Raw genomic sequence first — 15,670 nt, forward strand, 5'->3', positions numbered from 1 at the left:
CTCACACGCCCGTGGTGTTGCGCGGGTAGGCGACCTGGGGGTCGGTGACGATGTTGACCATGTACGGCACGCCGGAGTCGAACGCCCGCCGCAACGCGGGCCCGATCTCCGACGGGCTGGTCACCAGCTCGCCCCCACCGCCGAGGGCGGTCACCACCTGGTCGTAACGGGTCTGCGGCTGGAGCTCGGCGGCCACGTCGTAGCCGTACAGCATCTGCATGGGGTGCTTCTCCAGCCCCCAGATGCCGTTGTTGCCGCAGATCATCACGACCGGAAGTCTGTGGCGCACCAGTGTGTCCACGTCCATCAGGGAGAAGCCCGCGGCGCCGTCGCCGAGCAGCAGCACCACCTGGGAGGAGGGTCTGGCCAGGCGGGCGGCGATGGAGTAGCCCAGCCCGGTCCCCAGACAGCCGTAGGGGCCCGGATCGAGCCAGTTGCCCGGATTACGAGGCTCGACGTACTTTCCGGCGTAGGAGACGAAGTCACCGCCGTCGCCGATCACCACCGCGTCGTCGGCCAGCACCTTGCCCAGCTCGCCGTAGACGCGCATGGGGTGGATCGGGTCGGAGTCGGCGGCCAGCAGTCCGGCGTCGGCCGCGATGGCCGCGGCGGCGGTCTGGGACAGGCGCGACACCCAGTCGGCGTGGCGGGAGGTCTTGACCCCGGCCTCGCCGCAGGCCGTGGCCAGGCTCCAGAACACCAGCGAGAGGTCTCCGGCGGCGGAGGCGACGGGCCGCATGTGCGTGGCGAGCTGTGACGGCGCGTCGGCGATGTGCACGACCTTGGCCAGCGGCGCGCCGTCCTTGCCGCCGAACCAGCCGTAGCCGAGGCGGAAGTCCAGCGGCGCGCCGACGACGATCACCAGGTCGGCCTGGCCGAACGCCTGGCCGCGAGCCCGGGTGACCAGCAGTTCGTGCCCGGCGGGCAGGATGCCGCGGCCCTGGCCGTTCGGGACGACCGGCAGCTTCCACGCCTCGACGAAGTCGCGGGCGGCCTCCTCGGCGCGGTCCATCCACACGTCCGAGCCGAGCACCACCACCGGCCGCTCGGCCTCGGCCAGCAGCTTGGCGATGGCGGCCACCGACTCGGGGTCGGGCTCCAGCGGGGAGGGCGTCTGCGTCTCGGCGGCGTGCACGGGCGAGGGGGAGAACAGGTGGTCCATGTAGAAGTCCATGAACACCGGGCCGCGGTGCGGGGCGACGGCGGTGCGGAAGGCCAGCTCGACGTCCTGGCCGACGGAGTCCGGGCCGGTCGCGGTGAACGACAGCTTGGTGATCGGGGCCAGCAGCGGCGGGTGGTCCATCTCCTGCAGCGCGCCGCTGCCCCAGCGCGACTGCGGCGCCCTGCCGCCCATGACCACGACGGGGGAGCCGTTGTAGTGCGCGGTGGCGACGCCGCTCACCCCGTTGGTGATGCCGGGACCCGCGGTGAGCACGGCCAGGCCGGGTTTCCTGCTCAGCCGGGCCGTCGCCTCGGCGGCGAAGACCGCGCTCTGCTCGTGCCGTACGTCGAGGATGCGCATCCCCTCGTGCACGGCTCCGTCGTAGAGCGGGAAGACGTGCCCGCCCGAGAGGGTGAACATCGTCTCGACCCCGTAGGCCTTGGACACGGCGACGGCGGCGTCACCGGCGTGCTTCGCAGACTCCATGCCGGGAACCTACCAACGAGTCACAAGAGTAAACAGGGGGCCGAATCACCAGTGCGCGATCGTCACGTCGCCGTCGAAGGTGTGCACGAGGATCTTCCTGGGCGAATTCGCGTCCCTGTCCACGTTCACGTCGATGTTCCGGCCCTTGGTGTCCACGGCGTATGGGCCGCGGTCGGGCAGGTTCACGTGCGCGTCGCCGTCGGCCCTGACGACGGCCCTGACCTGCCGGGGCGTCTGCTCGAACGACAAGGACACCTGCCCGGTGCCGACCTCCACGTCGGCGCTGTCGCCGCGCAGGCCGTGCGCGTTGACGCTGCCCGTGCCCGTGCGCGCCCACACCGTGGCGGGGGTGTCGGACACGCGGATGTCGCCGGACACCGTGGTGAGCCGCAGCGCGCCGTAGATCCACCGGGCGTCGATCGAGCCTCGCTGGATCGACGCTTGCACCGCGGTCTCCGGCGGTACGCCCAGCCTGTAGTCGACCTGGCAGAGGGGCTCGCCGGACCGCTCGCCGCCGGGACAGGTCAGGATCAGCCGGAGCTTGCCGCCGTCCCACTCCTCCTTGACCACGGGCTTGGCCGCCGACCATTGCAGCACCCGATCCACCATCACCCGTCCGGCGTCGCCGGGCATGAGCCAGAGGTTCACGTCGCCGCCAACCACCTCGACGGTCAACGCGCCGCCGTCGAACGGGAGCGTCCCCTGGGTGTTCTCCGAGGGCCGCTCCGCGTCGGCTGCCAATTCCCACACGCCGGCCAGGGCGACGAACAGGGTGGCCACGGTCAGCACGGTTCCCAGGCCGAGCCACACGCTTCGCACGCCGATCATCGAGGGCTCCTTCAACTCAGATCTTCAGGAATCGCAGCACGGCGAGGACGCGCCGGTGATCGCCGTCGGCGGGGGTGAGGCCTAGCTTGGTGAAGATGTTGCCGATGTGCTTGCCGACAGCCCCTTCGCTGAGCACGAGCGCCTCGCCGATGCCGTTGTTGGAGCGGCCCTCGGCCATCAGCGCCAGCACCTCGCGCTCGCGCCGGGACAGCCGGTCGATCGGGTCGCTGTGCCGGCGCAGCAGGAGCTGGGCGACCACCTCCGGGTCGAGCGCGGTGCCGCCCGAGGCCACCCGCCGCAGCGCCTCGAGGAACTCGCTCACGTCGGCCACCCGGTCCTTGAGCAGGTAGCCGACCCCGCCGGTGGCCGAGGACAGCAACTGGGCGGCGTAGCGCTCCTCGACGTACTGGGAGAGCACCAGCACGGGCAGCGACGGACACCTCTTGCGCAGCGTCAGCGCGGCCCGCAGCCCCTCGTCGGTATGGCTGGGCGGCATCCGCACATCGGTGACCACCAGGTCGGGATCGTGCTCGGCCACGGCCCCCAGCAGCTCGTCGGCGTCGGCCACCGCCTCGACGACCTCCATGCCGCCCGCCGCGAGCAGCCGGATCAGGCCCTCCCTGAGCAGGACGGAGTCTTCGGCCAGGACTACTCGCATGGCAGCTCCGCGGTGATCCTCGTCGGTCCCCCCGGGGGGCTGTCCAGCCACAGCACGCCGTCGACGGAGGCGACGCGCTGGTTCAGCCCGCGCAGCCCCGAGCCGCCGTCCAGGTCGGCCCCGCCGTGCCCGTCGTCGAGCACCGTCACGGTCAGCACGTCCTCCACCCGCTGGACGAGGACCTCCGCGCGGGTGGCGGCGGCGTGCTTGGCGATGTTGGTCAGCGCCTCGGAGACGACGAAGAACGCGACCGTCTCGATCGTCGGCGGCAGCTGTCCGGAGATCTCCACGCGCAACCGCACAGGCAGCGGCGAGCGGGCGGCGATGCCGGACAGCGCCGCGTCGAGCCCCTGGTCGTTGAGTACGGCGGGATGCAGGCCCCGGACGAAGTCACGCAGTTCCTTCAACGCCTGCTTGGCCTCCTCGTGCGCCTGGGCCAGCGCCTCCCGGGCAGGTTCCGGCAGGTCGGTGAGCGTCGCGCGGGCCAGCCCGAGGTTCATCGCCAGCGACACCAGCCGCTGCTGCGCCCCGTCGTGCAGGTCGCGCTCGATCCTGCGGCGCTCGGCGTCCGCCGCGTCGACCGCTCCGGCCCTGCTCTCGCGCAGCGACTCGATCCGGTGCGTCAGCTCCTCCCGGCTGGCCCCGAGCAGCGTCATGGCCATCATCACGTCGAGCGTGGCCATCCCGCGGGCCACCCACGGCGCCGCCAGCAGCAGCACCAGCCCGCTCGCCGTGGCCTGCGCCGCGACGACCGGGTCACGGTAGTCGAGCGGGAAGACCATCGGCGGCGGCACCCGCTGCGCGTGCGTGAACGACAGCGCCAGCACCAGCCCGCCCGTCCAGGTCACCGCCACCACGACGGCCCCCGCCACGCCGAGCGGCGCGCTGAGCAGGTGGTAGCTGACCTGCCGCCAGGTGCTTCTGGTGTGTAAGGCCTGCCGGAAGCTGCCGGCCCTCGGCACCTCGGGGATGTGCACGCCGAGGAACGCGCCGAAGCGCGAGCGCTGCAACCGCGTGACGGCTCCCACCAGCCGGAGCCAGAGCCGGGGCTGCACGAGGAAGACGATCGTCAGCGGCGCGGTGACGAGGGCGACCGCCGCTCCCGTCACCACATGGGCGGTGTCGAGCCAGGCTCGCGCCGTCCACGGGGCACGCAGCGGCCGGGCCACACGTGATGCGGTCATGGAGACCACGGTAGAGACCTGCGCGGGGTGCCGGACAGGGGCCTGGGCAGCCCGGAAAAAGGTGGGGAAAGCACCACCTTTTCGGCAGATAGCCCGAACAAGTAGGCGCGGGTGAGAATCTCATAGATCGACGACAGGAGGCAGGATGGTGACGACGGTAGCGGCCGTGCTGACCGCGGCGGCGCTGGGACTGACGGGCGGGAGTCTGCCCGACGGATTTCTGCTCATGGAGAAGCAGGCCGAGGGGCCGCATCCGAAGTGGGAGCACTGGACGGTCAGCGACAGCCGCAAGAAGGCGCTGATGCTCGACCCCTGCGACACCGCGTACCACACAGGCAAGCCCGCCAAGGACAAGGGCCGCCACGCCTCCAGGACCATCCTGTTCACCAGCGAGTACCGCTTCAAGAGCGAGCAGGTCGTCCTCTACCGCGACGAGCGGGCCGCCCGAACCGTCATGAAGACGCTGCGGGCGGACCTGAAGCGGTGCGCCAAGCGCGGCAAGGGGTTCAGCCGGAGCCGCTACTACAGCAAGCCCCTCAATCTCGGCGACGAGGCGGTCAAGGTGGGCGCCCGCGAGTTCGAGAACGGCATACGCGCGGTCGCCGTACGCAGAGGCGCCGCCCTGATCCTCTACACCGAGAGCGCCTGGCCCAGCACGAAACTGCCCGCGAAGGAGTTCCGCGCGCTGACCGCCAAGGCCGCGACGATGACCGCCAAGATCTGCCGGCTGCCCGAGGCGCGCTGCTAGAGCGTCTGGGAGAGCGCCTTGATCGGCATCCGGAGATCGGCCAGCAACTCCAGATCCTGCGCGGGCGTACGGCCCAGCGTGGTCAGGTAGTTGCCCACGATGATCGCGTTGATGCCGCCCAGCATGCCGTCCCGCGTCCCGAGGTCGCCGAGCGTGAGCTCCCGGCCTCCGGCGTACCGCAGGATCGTGCGCGGCAGCGCCAGCCGGTAGGTGGCGATCGTCTTGAGCGCCTCGGCGCCCTCGACCAGCGGGTAGTGCTCGAAGGGGGTGCCGGGGCGCGGGTTGAGGAAGTTGAGCGGCACCTCGTCCGGCTCCAGCTCGCCGAGCTGCCCGGCGAACTCCGCCCGCTGCTCCAGCGTCTCGCCCATGCCGACGATGCCGCCGCAGCACAGCTCCATGCCCGCCGCCCGCACCATCAGGCAGGTGTCCCAGCGCTCCTGCCACGAGTGCGTGGTCACCACCTCGCCGAAGTGCGAGCGGGCCGTCTCCAGGTTGTGGTTGTAGCGGTGCACGCCCATCTCGGCCAGCTCGTCCACCTGGGCCTGGGTGAGCATGCCCAGCGAGCAGGCCACGTTGATGTCGACGGCCTCCCTGATCGCCTTGACGCCCTCGCGCACCTGGTCCATCAGGCGCCGGTCGGGGCCGCGCACGGCGGCGACGATGCAGAACTCGGTGGCCCCCGTCTCGGCCGTCTGCCTGGCGGCCTCGACGAGCTGGGCGATGTCCAGCCACACCGAGCGCACCGGCGAGGAGAACTGGCCCGACTGCGAGCAGAAGTGACAGTCCTCGGGGCAGCCGCCGGTCTTGAGGGAAATGATGCCCTCCACCTCGACCTCGGGGCCGCACCACCGCATGCGCACCTCGTGGGCCAGCGCCAGCAGCTCGGCCAGCCGGTCGTCGGACAGTGTGAGGCAGCGCAGGGCCTGCTCCGCGCTGAGCCCCCTGCCCTCCTCAAGCACCTGGACGCGGGCGATCTCGAGGATGTCCGTGCTCATAGCTCTCCCTGTCGGTTTCGTCAGGGCGTCAGCTTAAAGGTCTCTCTGAACCTCGCCGGGGCGAATGCGCCGCCCAGGGTGGCGGCCAGGCCGTTGCGGGCGACCTCGGTGAAGGTGTCGGGCTCCAGCAGTCCCGCCCCCTCGGGGAGGGCGCCGGACAGCGGGCGGGCGGCGAGCATCTCCAGGTCGGGGACGTTGCTCCGCTCGGCGGCTCCCGGCTCTCGCGGCCACGAGCCGATCACCACTCCGGCCGGGTCGACGCCGCGGTTGGCCAGCGCCTCCAGGGTGAGCGCGGTGTGGTTGAGGGTGCCGAGCCCCGCTCTGGTCACCACCAGCACCTGAGCGGTCAGCAGGCGGGCCAGGTCGGCGATCGTGGTGCCGTCCTCGTCGAAGCGGACCAGCAGGCCGCCGGCGCCCTCGACGACGACCAGGCGGTGGGACTCGGCCAGTTCCCTGACGCGGGAGGCCGCGTCGAGCAGGGACACCGGTGGCAGGCCCGCCGCGCGGGCCGCGGCGGCGGGGGAGAGGGGGGCGGGGAAGCGGGCGAACTCGAACGTGGTGGTGACGCCCGACAGCCTGATGACCTCGTCGAGGTCGCCCGGCTCGCCGGGGAGGACGCCGGTCTGGGCGGGTTTGACCACTGCCACGGACGCGCCCCGCGCCCGAGCCAGGGCGGCGACCGCCGCCGTGACCACGGTCTTTCCCACACCGGTGTCGGTTCCGGTCACCACAAGCACGCTCATCCGGTCACCCTAAGGCAGGGTCGGCCGGAGCTAGGGTCTGCGGAGTCTGGTGACGAACTTGTAGCGGTCGCCTCGGTACAGGGACTGGGCCCATTCGACCGGGTTGCCGTCGGCGTCGAAGGCGTGGCGGGTGAGCAGGAGCATCGGGAGGCCGACGTCCACGCCCAGCGCCTGGGCGTCGTACGGCGTGGCCAGGACCGTCTCGATGATCTCCTCGGCGTCGGTCAGGCGCACGTTGTAGGCGTTGTGCAGCGTCTCGTACAGCGACGAGTGCACCTCCAGCTCGCGCCGCAGCCGCGGGAAGCGCCGCGCCGACAGGTGCGTGGTGTCGATGGACACCGGCTCGCCGTTGGCCAGCCGCAGCCGGTGGATGCGCAGCACCCGCCCGCCCGGGTTGATCGCCAGCCGCCGGGCCAGCGCCTCGTCGGCGGTGATGTAGCTGGTGTCGAGTATCTTCGTGTCCGGCTCCAGACCGGCGGTGCGCAGGTCGCCGATGTACGACGTGAGCTGCAGCACCTGCGCCACCTTCGGCTGGGCGACGAACGTGCCCTTGCCCTGGATGCGCAGCAGCCGCCCCTCGACGACCAGCTCGGTCAGCGCCTGGCGGACCGTGGTGCGCGAGGTCTCGAACCGTACGGCGAGCGTCCGCTCGGGCGGCAGCGAACTGCCGGGCGGCAGACTCTTGGTCAGCTCCAGCAGACTGCGTTTCACGTCGTAGTACTTCGGCACGCGTGGAGACTCGTCGCTCACAGGGCCTCCAGTTCGCTCACTCACCGGGTCACCTTCACTCCTGCCACGGCGGTGAGGGCGTGTCTGATCACCGCGAGATCATCGGAACTCAGATTGGCCCGAGCGGTCAACCGCAAACAAGAGCGGCCGTCGGGCACCGAGGGCGGCCGGAAGCATCCGACACGCACTCCGTGCTCCGCACAGGTCGCGGCGGCTCGCAGTGCGACCTCGGGAGGTCCGAGCACCACGGGCACGACCGCGCCCGCGGGTACGTTCGTCTCCAGACCGAGTTCCCCGGCCATCGAAGCCAGGTCCCTCGCCCTGGCGCGCGCGTATCCGGGCAGCTCGGGCTGATTGTGAAGGATATCCACAGCCGCGAGTGCGGCGGCCACCGAGGCCGGTGCCAGGCCCGTGTCGAAGATGAAGGACCTGCCAGTGTCGATCAAAGTGTCGATCACCTCCGGCGCTCCCAGCACGGCCCCGCCCTGGGATCCAAGGGATTTGGACAGTGTGACGGTTCTCACAATGTGAGATGCCCCAAAAACGCGGGCAGCGTACACCGCGCCGCGTCCTTCTTCACCGACGACGCCCAGGGAGTGCGCCTCGTCCACCACGAGCAGCGCGCCGTACCGCTCGGTGACCTCGGCCAGCTCCGCGACCGGGGCCAGGTCGCCGTCCGCGGAGAACACCGCGTCGGTGACCACGAGCGCGTGCTCCTCGGACCGCTCGGCCAGCGCCTTCTCCACGGCCATCACGTCCTTGTGCGGCGTGACGACCACCCGGGACCTGGACAGGCGGCAGGCGTCGACGATCGAGGCGTGGTTGCCCTCCTCCGAGACGACCAGCGCGCCCCTGCCGAGCCCCGCCACGGCCGCCAGATTGGCCAGATAGCCGGAGGAGAACACCAGAGCCGCCGGAGCGCCGCAGAAGGCCGCCAGGGCCTCCTCCAGCTCGGCGTGCAGCCGGGTCGAGCCGGTGACCAACCGGGAGCCCGTGGAACCCGTGCCCCAGGTCCGCGCCGCCGCCACCGCGGCCTCGATCAGCCTGGGGTCGCGGGTCAGCCCGAGGTAGTCGTTGGAGGCCAGGTCGAGCAGCCCGTCGCCGCCGGGGTCGCGCGGGCGCAGCGAGCGCCGCAGCCCGGCCGCCCGCCGGGCGGCGCCGGCCGTACGGAGTCTGTCCAGGGGATCCATGAGCGCATCTAACCAGGCACGGCGAGTTGGTTGTTGTGGGGAAAAGCACGCATGATGCACTCGTGCCGACTCTCAGCGACCTCGTCGTCCGCCACACCGCGCTCGACGGGGGGGACATCGACTGGCTGCACGCGCTGGTCTCCGACTGGCAGCTGCTCGCCGACCTGTCCTTCGCCGATCTCATCCTGTGGACGCCGCTGCTCGGCGGCGACGGCTGGGTGGCCGTCGCGCAGATGCGCCCGACCACCGGCCCGACCGTCTACCACGACGACGTCGTCGGGACCACCGCGGCCAAGGGCGAGCGCCCGCTGATCGACACCGCCTGGGACGAACGCCGCATCTGCCGCGAGGGCGACCCCGACTGGTCCACGGGCGTGCCCGTACGCGAGGAGACCATTCCGGTACGGCGCGCGCTCCCGGACGGCGAGGGCCGCTTCCTCGGCGTGATCCAGCGCTCCACCAACCTGTCCTCGGCCCGCACCCCCTCCCGCCTGGAGCTCACCTACCTGCAGAGCGCCTCCGACCTGGCCCAGATGGTGGCCGAGGGGCGCTTCCCGTTCTCCGGCGAGGAGCCGATCCTGGTCCGCTCGCCGCGCGTCGGCGACGGCCTGCTGCGCCTGGACCGGGCGGGCCGGGTCACCTACGCCTCGCCGAACGCGCTGTCCGCCTACCGGCGGCTCGGGCTCAACGCCGACCTGGTCGGGGCCGAGCTGGGCCGGGTCACCGCCACGCTCTGCTACTCCGACGAGCCGATCAACGAAGACCTGATGATCGTGGCCAGCGGGCGGGCGGCCAAGGAGACCGAGGTCGAGTCGGGCGGCACGATCGTCCAGCTCCGCGCGATCCCGCTGATCGTCGGCGGCGGCCGGATCGGCGCCCTGGTGCTCATCCGCGATGTCACCGAGCTGCGCCGGCGCGAGCGCGAGCTGATGACCAAGGACGCGACGATCCGCGAGATCCACCACCGGGTCAAGAACAACCTGCAGACCGTGGCCGCCCTGCTGCGCCTGCAGGCGCGCAGACTGCAGGTCCCGGAGGGGCGCGAGGCCCTGGAGGAGGCGGTACGGCGGGTCGGTTCGATCGCGATCGTGCACGAGACGCTCTCCATGGCGCCGGAGGAGTTCGTCGACTTCGACGACATCGCCGACCGGGTGATCGCGATGGCCGGGGAGGTCTCGGCGCCGGAGGCGGCGGTCATGCCGCGCCGGGTGGGGGTGTTCGGCGTGCTGCCGTCGGCGATCGCCACGCCGCTCGCCATGGCGCTGACCGAGCTGCTGCAGAACGCGCTGCAGCACGGGCGGCCGAAGCGGCTTCAGGTGGTGATCGAGCCCGGTCCCGAGCGGCTGAACGTCACCGTGTGGGACGACGGGCGGGGTCTTCCCTCGGGGTTCGACCTCGACAGTTCGACCAGTCTCGGGCTGCAGATCGTGCGCACGCTGGTGGAGGGGGAGTTGTCGGGCCGGTTGGCGGTCGAGCCGCGTGAGGGCGGGGGCACGGTGGTCACGCTGTCCATCCCGCTGCCCTCGGTGTGACCAATCGGCCGATACCCGGTATCGTCACGGGGTCGATCTTGTGGCATCGTCATCGGGTCTCTAGACACAATTACGCCGGACATGTAGTGACATGTCCGGCGTAGTCGCGTGATCGGCGCGGCCCCGCGGGGTCGCGTGCCTGGAGGGAAAGGAGTCGCACACCAGGCGGGTATTCAGACGTTGGCTCGGGCCCTGGCGCGTGCCGTACGACGCTTGAGCGCGCGGCGCTCGTCCTCGCTCAGGCCGCCCCAGACGCCGGCGTCCTGGCCGGACTCAAGGGCCCACTTCAGGCAGGCTTCGGTGGCCGGACACTGACGGCAGACCTGCTTGGCCTCTTCGATCTGCATCAGTGCGGGGCCGGTGTTGCCGATCGGGAAGAACAGCTCGGGGTCCACGTCACGGCAGGCGGCTCGGTGGCGCCAGTCCATGCGTCCACTCCTTCGTAGTGGAGCCGTTGGGCTCCGTGCGGTCTACTTTGTGAAGACTTTCACTAGCTAGCGCGAACATTTACCCGAATCCTGTGGGACTCGGGGAGATGCCCGCTGATCGCCGGGCGTGTCCCTTATGGGGTTCTAAAGGTCCTACGTTCCGACGTCAATGTTGAGACTGGCAGCGACGCTGAGTACACGCAAGAGGTTTGGCCTGAAGTTTTGGTCGATATGGATGTCGGATGCGTCACACAATGACCGAATGTAACGCCCTATACCAGAACTTGTAATGCATTCGGGGTAGACCGGAACGTTACCGACTCCCGTTCCCCCAGGTAGTCGCCGTCGAGCTGAAAAGCCACGGGCCGCTCGGCGTTCAGCGTGAACTCCGCCTCGTCGTGCAGCTGTACCAGGTGCCGCCCCGATGGCAAAGAATCACGCTCTGTAAGGATCTGGGAAATCAGCGGCAACATGGACGGCAAGCCCATCCGCTGCAGACCGAGCAGGTCAAGCCCGGTCTCGAAGCTCGCCCAGGGGGTGGGCGTGACCGGCTTGGAGCCGACATAGGTCCAGGGAGAGGTGTTGGAGATGATCGCCATGTACACTTTCTCGGCCGTCGGCAGGCCCGGCCCCGTGATCGTGATCGCCGGGTGCCGCTTGTCGGTCATCAAGTAGTGCCGCAGGGCCGTGTTCACGTAGCGTGCCGGGGTCGCCTTGCGGCCCGTGCCGCGCAGCCCCTCGACCGCGCGGATCACCTCGGCGTCGTACCCCATGCCTGAGCAGAAGGTGAAATAGCGGCTCTCGCCCTCCCAAAGGGCCTGACCCAAACCCACGGTCCTGCGGCGGTTCTCCCGCAGCGCCTCCAGCACCGCGCCCGTCGCCTCCACCGGGTCGTTCGGCAGGCCGAGCGCCCGCGCGAACACATTGGCGCTGCCTCCGGGGATGACGATGACGGCGGGTCGCTTGGTGCTCGGGTTCTCGTCCCCCGGCAGCGCGCCGTTGGCCGCGTTGAGCAGCCCGTTCACCGTCTCGTTGATCGTGCCGTCACCGCCGAGCACGGCCACGATGTCGTAGCCCTTGGCGTGCGCCGTACTCGCCAGAGTGGCGGCATGGCCCCGATACCCGGTCTCCTCGACCGAAAGATCCACGGCCGCCCCGAGCGCACGGATCAGGACGTCCCGCGTGCGATGGTTCGTCGTGGTCGCCTTCGGATTGACCAGGAGCATGGCGCGCATATCGCCAGACTAGCCGGTGAACCCCGCCCTCCTTGTGTCACTGTGGGCGGTATGCCCCGCCTAGGGTCTCCATGCGCCGACGACATCCTCCGGCCCCCAGAGCACATCGACCGGCGCCAGGCCCGGCACCATGCCCGACCGTGAGACGACCACGGTGCCGGTCTCTCCTGCGATCACGCCGGGCACATGGACGGCGGCCTCGAACAGCGCTCTGAGCGCGTGCCCGTCGAAGGGGCCGTCATGCCACTTCACCGAACCGGTGAAGAGGATACGCCGCGCGACCGGCGCCCGGTCCGCGCCCACCAGGTCCACCTCAGGGGCGAAGGCGCGGTTCCACCAGCCGCCGACTACCTCCGCGTCCGGCCAGGGCAGCGCTCCGGCGGCGAGCGCGAGCGCCAGGGACTCCCTGATCAGCGGCTCGACGGCCCGCCCACGCCAGGCCGACCAGCGCCGCTCGACCAACCGGAAGCCCACCTCCGGCCGCCCCCGCCGGCTCAGCTCCTGCGCCGGGCGCAGGGCCGCGAGGTAGAACCGCAGATTGCTGTCGGCGACATGGTAGAGCGCGGGTTTGCCCGGCGTGGTCGACAGCGGCTCCTCGACGGCTACGACACGCTTTTCCTGGGTGAGGCGCTGGAGCAGCGGCGACAGTGACCCCGACGGCAGAGCCCCGCCCTGGCCTCCGGCCGCCGCGGCGATGTTCGCCTGGGTACGGTCACCGCTGCCGATCGCCTCCAGCACCCGCCTCGACAGGTCCGGCGCGGGAAACTCGGCCATGAGAGCCGTCTCCGGAACGGAGAAGAGCGGCGAGGCGGGTTCGGCGGATTCCCCTCGGACGAACTCCAGCGCGGGCATGCCGTACGGCCAGGCGCGCAGGATCCCGGGCAGTCCCCCGGAGACCAACTGCGCGTCGAGCGCGTCGGCTCCGTCGAGCCCTGTGGCGGCCCCCGTCTCCGCCGGGTTCAACGGCCCCAGGGTCATGGGGTCAGCCCGCCCGTAAAACGGCCGGTCATAGGCGGTGAAGCGCTCCATCATGTGCAGGTCGCTGCCGAGCAGAATCAGCAGCACGGGCCGAGAGCTCATCAACCGGTCCCACGCCACCTGCAGCGACCCGTCGAAGACCTCGCTCTGCTCGGCGAGCCAGGGCAGCTCGTCCAGTACGACGACGGACGGTCCGGCCGGAAGCACCGCTGCCAGCTGCCTGAACGCGTCATGCCAGTTGCCGCTCTCCAGAACGCTCACCAGCTCGGCGTCCACCGGCAACGCGGACTCCTTGAGCTCCCGACAGAACCGGCCCACGGAGTCGACGGGCGAGGCTCCCTTGATCGCGGTGTAGAAGAAGTACGGCACGGCGGCGGCGTCACAGAACTCCTGCAGGAGCCTGGACTTGCCGATCTGCCTGCGGCCTTTGATGGCCAGGGCGGATCCTTCGCCGGTTTCCTGAACTCGCGCCAACCGCCGCCGGAGCAGCCCCAGCTCGGCCGTCCTGCCGATGAATCCGGTCATGTAGCTCACCTCTATGTAGATTGTATCTACATAGATGCGATGCAGGCGGTAACCGTATGAGAGAGCACAGCCCCTGCGGGGATAGGGTTTGCGCGTGCGTCCGCTGACCTTGATTATCGCCGCCGTAGTCGTGGCGCTCGAAGGGCTCATCGCGTTCGGGCTCGGCCTGTACGTCGCGGTGAACACGCTGGCCGGGGAGGCGAAGGAGGTGACCGCCGCCGCGGCCGAGGCCGGGTTCGGCCTGCTCATCGGTGCGGGGTTGCTCTGGGTCGCCTGGGGCGGGCTGCTGAAGGCCGAACGCTGGGGCCGGGCGCCCGGCGTACTGGCCCAGATCTTCATCATCCCCGTGGGCATCACCGTCACGCAGTCCGGCCAGCCGGCCATCGGCGTACCGCTGATCGTCGCGGCCGTGATCGGGCTGGTGGCGCTGCTGGCGCCACCGACCACGAAGGCGATGTACGGAGACTAGTCCTCGGCGGTCAGGCCCTCACGCAGTTGCGCGAGCGTGCGGGCCAGCAGCCGCGAGACGTGCATCTGGGAGATGCCGAGCTCGGTGGCGATCTGCGACTGGGTCATGTTGCCGAAGAAGCGCAGCAGCAGGATGCGCTTCTCCCGCGGCGGCAGGCGCTCCAGCAGCGGCTTGAGCGACTCGCGGTACTCCACGCCCTCCAGCGACTCGTCCACGATGCCCAGCGAGTCGGAGACCGCCGGAGCGTCGTCGTCGCCGGAGTCGGGCGCGTCGAGGGAGACGGTGGAGTAGGCGTTGGCCGACTCCAGACCCTCGAGCACCTCCTCCTCGGTCATCTTGAGGTAGGCGGCCAGCTCGGCCACCGTCGGCGCCCTGCCCTCACGCTGCGAGAGCTCGCTGATCGCCTTGGTCAGCGAAAGCTTGAGCTCCTGCAGCCTGCGCGGCACGCGCACGGCCCAGCCCTTGTCGCGGAAGTGCCGCTTGATCTCACCGACGATCGTCGGCGTGGCATAGGTGGAGAACTCGACCCCGCGGGCGAGGTCGAACCGGTCGATCGACTTGATCAGGCCGATGGTGGCGACCTGGGTCAGGTCGTCGAGCCACTCGCCCCTGTTACGGAACCGGCGGGCCAGGTATTCGACCAGAGGAAGGTGCAGCTCGACGAGCTCGTCCCGGATGCGCTGGCGGCGCGGCTCCCCCGGAGCCAGCTCGGCCAGCTCGGCGAAGAGCACGCGGGCGCGCACGCGGTCGGGGACTGCCGTGTCGCGGTCGGCCATGGCTCCAGTCCTTTCCGTCACGCCGGCCTCGCCACGCCTCGGCGCTTACGCAGGACGATCGCCATGCGATCGGGAGAGTCGGTGACGGCGTCGACGTCGTCGGCCAGTGCGGTGAGCACCATCCAGGCGAAGTCGTCGCGCTTCGGCGCCGTGCTGCCCACGGTCGCCACCTCCACTCTGACCTGCATCTCCTGCCCGGTCAGCTCGAACTCGGCCGTCAGGTCGGTGCCGGGCACCGCCTCGCTGAGCAGCATGGCGCACGCCTCGTCGACCGCGATCCGCAGATCTTCGATCTCGTCGAGAGTGAAGTCAAGCCGCGCGGCCAGCCCGGCCGTAGCCGTACGGAGCACGGACAGGTATGCGCTCGCGGCGGGCAACCTCACGCTCACCATGTCGCGGATCCCGGTCACTCCCTCCGCACGCGTCTCGCTTGCCTCGGTCACGTTCCTCCTCGCGTATTCGACGCTGACTGCAACTTACAACCCCTGGGCGGTGGTTGGCGGATTCAGACTCGCCAACGACGGAAAAAGGCCCTGCGCGGCGAGCTGCCGGGCAGGGCCTTTGACACCGCATTACGCGGCCTTGGTCTCCCAGAAGATCTTCGAGATCTCGTCGATCTTACCGAGCAGGTCGTCTGCCTTGGCGACATCGACCGTACCCTTGCCACCGGCCGCGCCCGCGAGCTTGGTCGCCTCCCAGAAGAGCTGGTGGAGCTGAGGGTACTGCTCGAGGTGCGGAGGCTTGAAGTAGTCGGTCCAGAGCACCCACAGGTGGTGCTTGACGAGCTCGGCCCGGTCCTCCTTGATGGAGAGGGCGCGCGCCCGGAAGACCGGGTCCTCGTTGCCCGCGTACTTCTCCATGATCGCCTTGACCGACTCGGCCTCGATGCGCGCCTGGGCGGGGTCATAAACACCACACGGCAGGTCACAGTGCGCCGAAGCCACGTGCTTGGGTCGTAGCAGTCGTGCGAGCATCAGAAAGTCCTTCCTTGATGCTGAATCAGC

General features: G+C 70.2%; 17 protein-coding genes. 3 read left to right on the forward strand and 14 right to left on the reverse strand.

Annotated features, from left to right (window positions below; genetic code table 11):
- Position 1 precedes the first annotated feature (1 nt).
- From ABZ911_RS27565 to ABZ911_RS27580, 4 genes are read right to left on the reverse strand one after another with little or no spacing between them, the layout of a single operon-like run.
- Positions 2 to 1,648 (reverse strand): acetolactate synthase, encoded by a 1,647-nt coding sequence (locus ABZ911_RS27565; protein WP_358061829.1) that lies wholly within the window; start codon positions 1,646 to 1,648, stop codon positions 2 to 4.
- Between the two features lie 45 nt (positions 1,649 to 1,693).
- Positions 1,694 to 2,476, reverse strand: coding sequence for a DUF4097 family beta strand repeat-containing protein (locus tag ABZ911_RS27570; RefSeq protein WP_358061832.1), 783 nt, complete (start codon positions 2,474 to 2,476; stop codon positions 1,694 to 1,696).
- Between the two features lie 16 nt (positions 2,477 to 2,492).
- Positions 2,493 to 3,134 (reverse strand): response regulator transcription factor, encoded by a 642-nt coding sequence (locus ABZ911_RS27575; protein WP_358061835.1) that lies wholly within the window; start codon positions 3,132 to 3,134, stop codon positions 2,493 to 2,495.
- Positions 3,125 to 4,318, reverse strand: coding sequence for a sensor histidine kinase (locus tag ABZ911_RS27580; RefSeq protein ID WP_358061838.1), 1,194 nt, complete (start codon positions 4,316 to 4,318; stop codon positions 3,125 to 3,127). Before ABZ911_RS27580 ends, ABZ911_RS27575 begins: the two co-directional genes overlap by 10 nt.
- 145 nt (positions 4,319 to 4,463) lie before the next feature.
- Between ABZ911_RS27580 and ABZ911_RS27585 the strand changes: the two genes are divergently transcribed.
- On the forward strand, positions 4,464 to 5,066 hold the full coding sequence (locus tag ABZ911_RS27585; RefSeq protein ID WP_358061841.1) for a hypothetical protein: 603 nt from the start codon (positions 4,464 to 4,466) through the stop codon (positions 5,064 to 5,066).
- On the opposite strand, the gene bioB is transcribed toward ABZ911_RS27585, so the two are convergent.
- Genes bioB through ABZ911_RS27605 form a run of 4 tightly spaced genes read right to left on the reverse strand, consistent with a single transcriptional unit; the run spans position 5,063 to position 8,723 of the window.
- The gene (bioB, locus tag ABZ911_RS27590; protein WP_358061844.1) at positions 5,063 to 6,061 is read right to left on the reverse strand and encodes a biotin synthase BioB; all 999 of its coding nucleotides are present in this window, start codon (positions 6,059 to 6,061) and stop codon (positions 5,063 to 5,065) included. The two genes, ABZ911_RS27585 and bioB, sit on opposite strands and share 4 nt — an antisense overlap.
- A gap of 20 nt (positions 6,062 to 6,081) precedes the next feature.
- Positions 6,082 to 6,804 (reverse strand): dethiobiotin synthase, encoded by a 723-nt coding sequence (gene bioD / locus ABZ911_RS27595; protein WP_358061847.1) that lies wholly within the window; start codon positions 6,802 to 6,804, stop codon positions 6,082 to 6,084.
- A gap of 30 nt (positions 6,805 to 6,834) precedes the next feature.
- Positions 6,835 to 7,554 carry a GntR family transcriptional regulator gene (locus ABZ911_RS27600; RefSeq protein ID WP_358061850.1) on the reverse strand — a complete coding sequence of 240 codons (720 nt, stop codon included), beginning with the start codon at positions 7,552 to 7,554 and terminating at the stop codon, positions 6,835 to 6,837.
- Between the two features lie 20 nt (positions 7,555 to 7,574).
- Positions 7,575 to 8,723, reverse strand: coding sequence for an 8-amino-7-oxononanoate synthase (locus ABZ911_RS27605; protein WP_358061853.1), 1,149 nt, complete (start codon positions 8,721 to 8,723; stop codon positions 7,575 to 7,577).
- 62 nt (positions 8,724 to 8,785) lie between these two features.
- On the opposite strand from ABZ911_RS27605, the gene ABZ911_RS27610 reads away from it, so the two are divergent.
- Positions 8,786 to 10,255, forward strand: a complete 1,470-nt coding sequence (locus tag ABZ911_RS27610; RefSeq protein ID WP_358061856.1) for a histidine kinase N-terminal domain-containing protein — start codon at positions 8,786 to 8,788, stop codon at positions 10,253 to 10,255.
- A gap of 173 nt (positions 10,256 to 10,428) precedes the next feature.
- Here ABZ911_RS27610 and ABZ911_RS27615 read toward each other — a convergent pair whose 3' ends face one another.
- The 3 genes from ABZ911_RS27615 to ABZ911_RS27625 all read right to left on the reverse strand — a co-directional run bounded on the left by ABZ911_RS27615 (position 10,429) and on the right by ABZ911_RS27625 (position 13,421).
- Positions 10,429 to 10,683: a WhiB family transcriptional regulator gene (locus ABZ911_RS27615; RefSeq protein WP_358061859.1), complete on the reverse strand. Its 255-nt coding sequence runs from the start codon at positions 10,681 to 10,683 to the stop codon at positions 10,429 to 10,431.
- Between the two features lie 272 nt (positions 10,684 to 10,955).
- On the reverse strand, positions 10,956 to 11,918 hold the full coding sequence (locus ABZ911_RS27620; RefSeq protein WP_358061862.1) for a diacylglycerol kinase family protein: 963 nt from the start codon (positions 11,916 to 11,918) through the stop codon (positions 10,956 to 10,958).
- A 60-nt stretch (positions 11,919 to 11,978) separates the two neighbouring features.
- The gene (locus ABZ911_RS27625; RefSeq protein ID WP_358061865.1) at positions 11,979 to 13,421 is read right to left on the reverse strand and encodes an AAA family ATPase; all 1,443 of its coding nucleotides are present in this window, start codon (positions 13,419 to 13,421) and stop codon (positions 11,979 to 11,981) included.
- 94 nt (positions 13,422 to 13,515) lie between these two features.
- Here ABZ911_RS27625 and ABZ911_RS27630 point away from each other — a divergent pair, with 94 nt between their 5' ends.
- On the forward strand, positions 13,516 to 13,890 hold the full coding sequence (locus ABZ911_RS27630) for a hypothetical protein (protein ID WP_358061868.1): 375 nt from the start codon (positions 13,516 to 13,518) through the stop codon (positions 13,888 to 13,890).
- Here the strand turns inward: ABZ911_RS27630 and ABZ911_RS27635 are convergent.
- From ABZ911_RS27635 to sodN, 3 genes are all read right to left on the reverse strand, one after another.
- Positions 13,887 to 14,666, reverse strand: a complete 780-nt coding sequence (locus tag ABZ911_RS27635; protein ID WP_358061871.1) for an RNA polymerase sigma factor SigF — start codon at positions 14,664 to 14,666, stop codon at positions 13,887 to 13,889. The genes ABZ911_RS27630 and ABZ911_RS27635 overlap by 4 nt on opposite strands.
- A gap of 17 nt (positions 14,667 to 14,683) precedes the next feature.
- The gene (locus ABZ911_RS27640; protein ID WP_358062187.1) at positions 14,684 to 15,058 is read right to left on the reverse strand and encodes an anti-sigma factor; all 375 of its coding nucleotides are present in this window, start codon (positions 15,056 to 15,058) and stop codon (positions 14,684 to 14,686) included.
- Positions 15,059 to 15,238: 180 nt separating this feature from the next.
- Complete coding sequence (gene sodN / locus ABZ911_RS27645) at positions 15,239 to 15,640, reverse strand: superoxide dismutase, Ni (RefSeq protein WP_358061873.1); 402 nt, start codon at positions 15,638 to 15,640, stop codon at positions 15,239 to 15,241.
- Positions 15,641 to 15,670 lie beyond the last annotated feature (30 nt).

Origin of the sequence: Nonomuraea sp. NPDC046570 (genome assembly GCF_040645915.1) — a bacterium.
Classification (GTDB): Bacteria; Actinomycetota; Actinomycetes; order Streptosporangiales; family Streptosporangiaceae; genus Nonomuraea.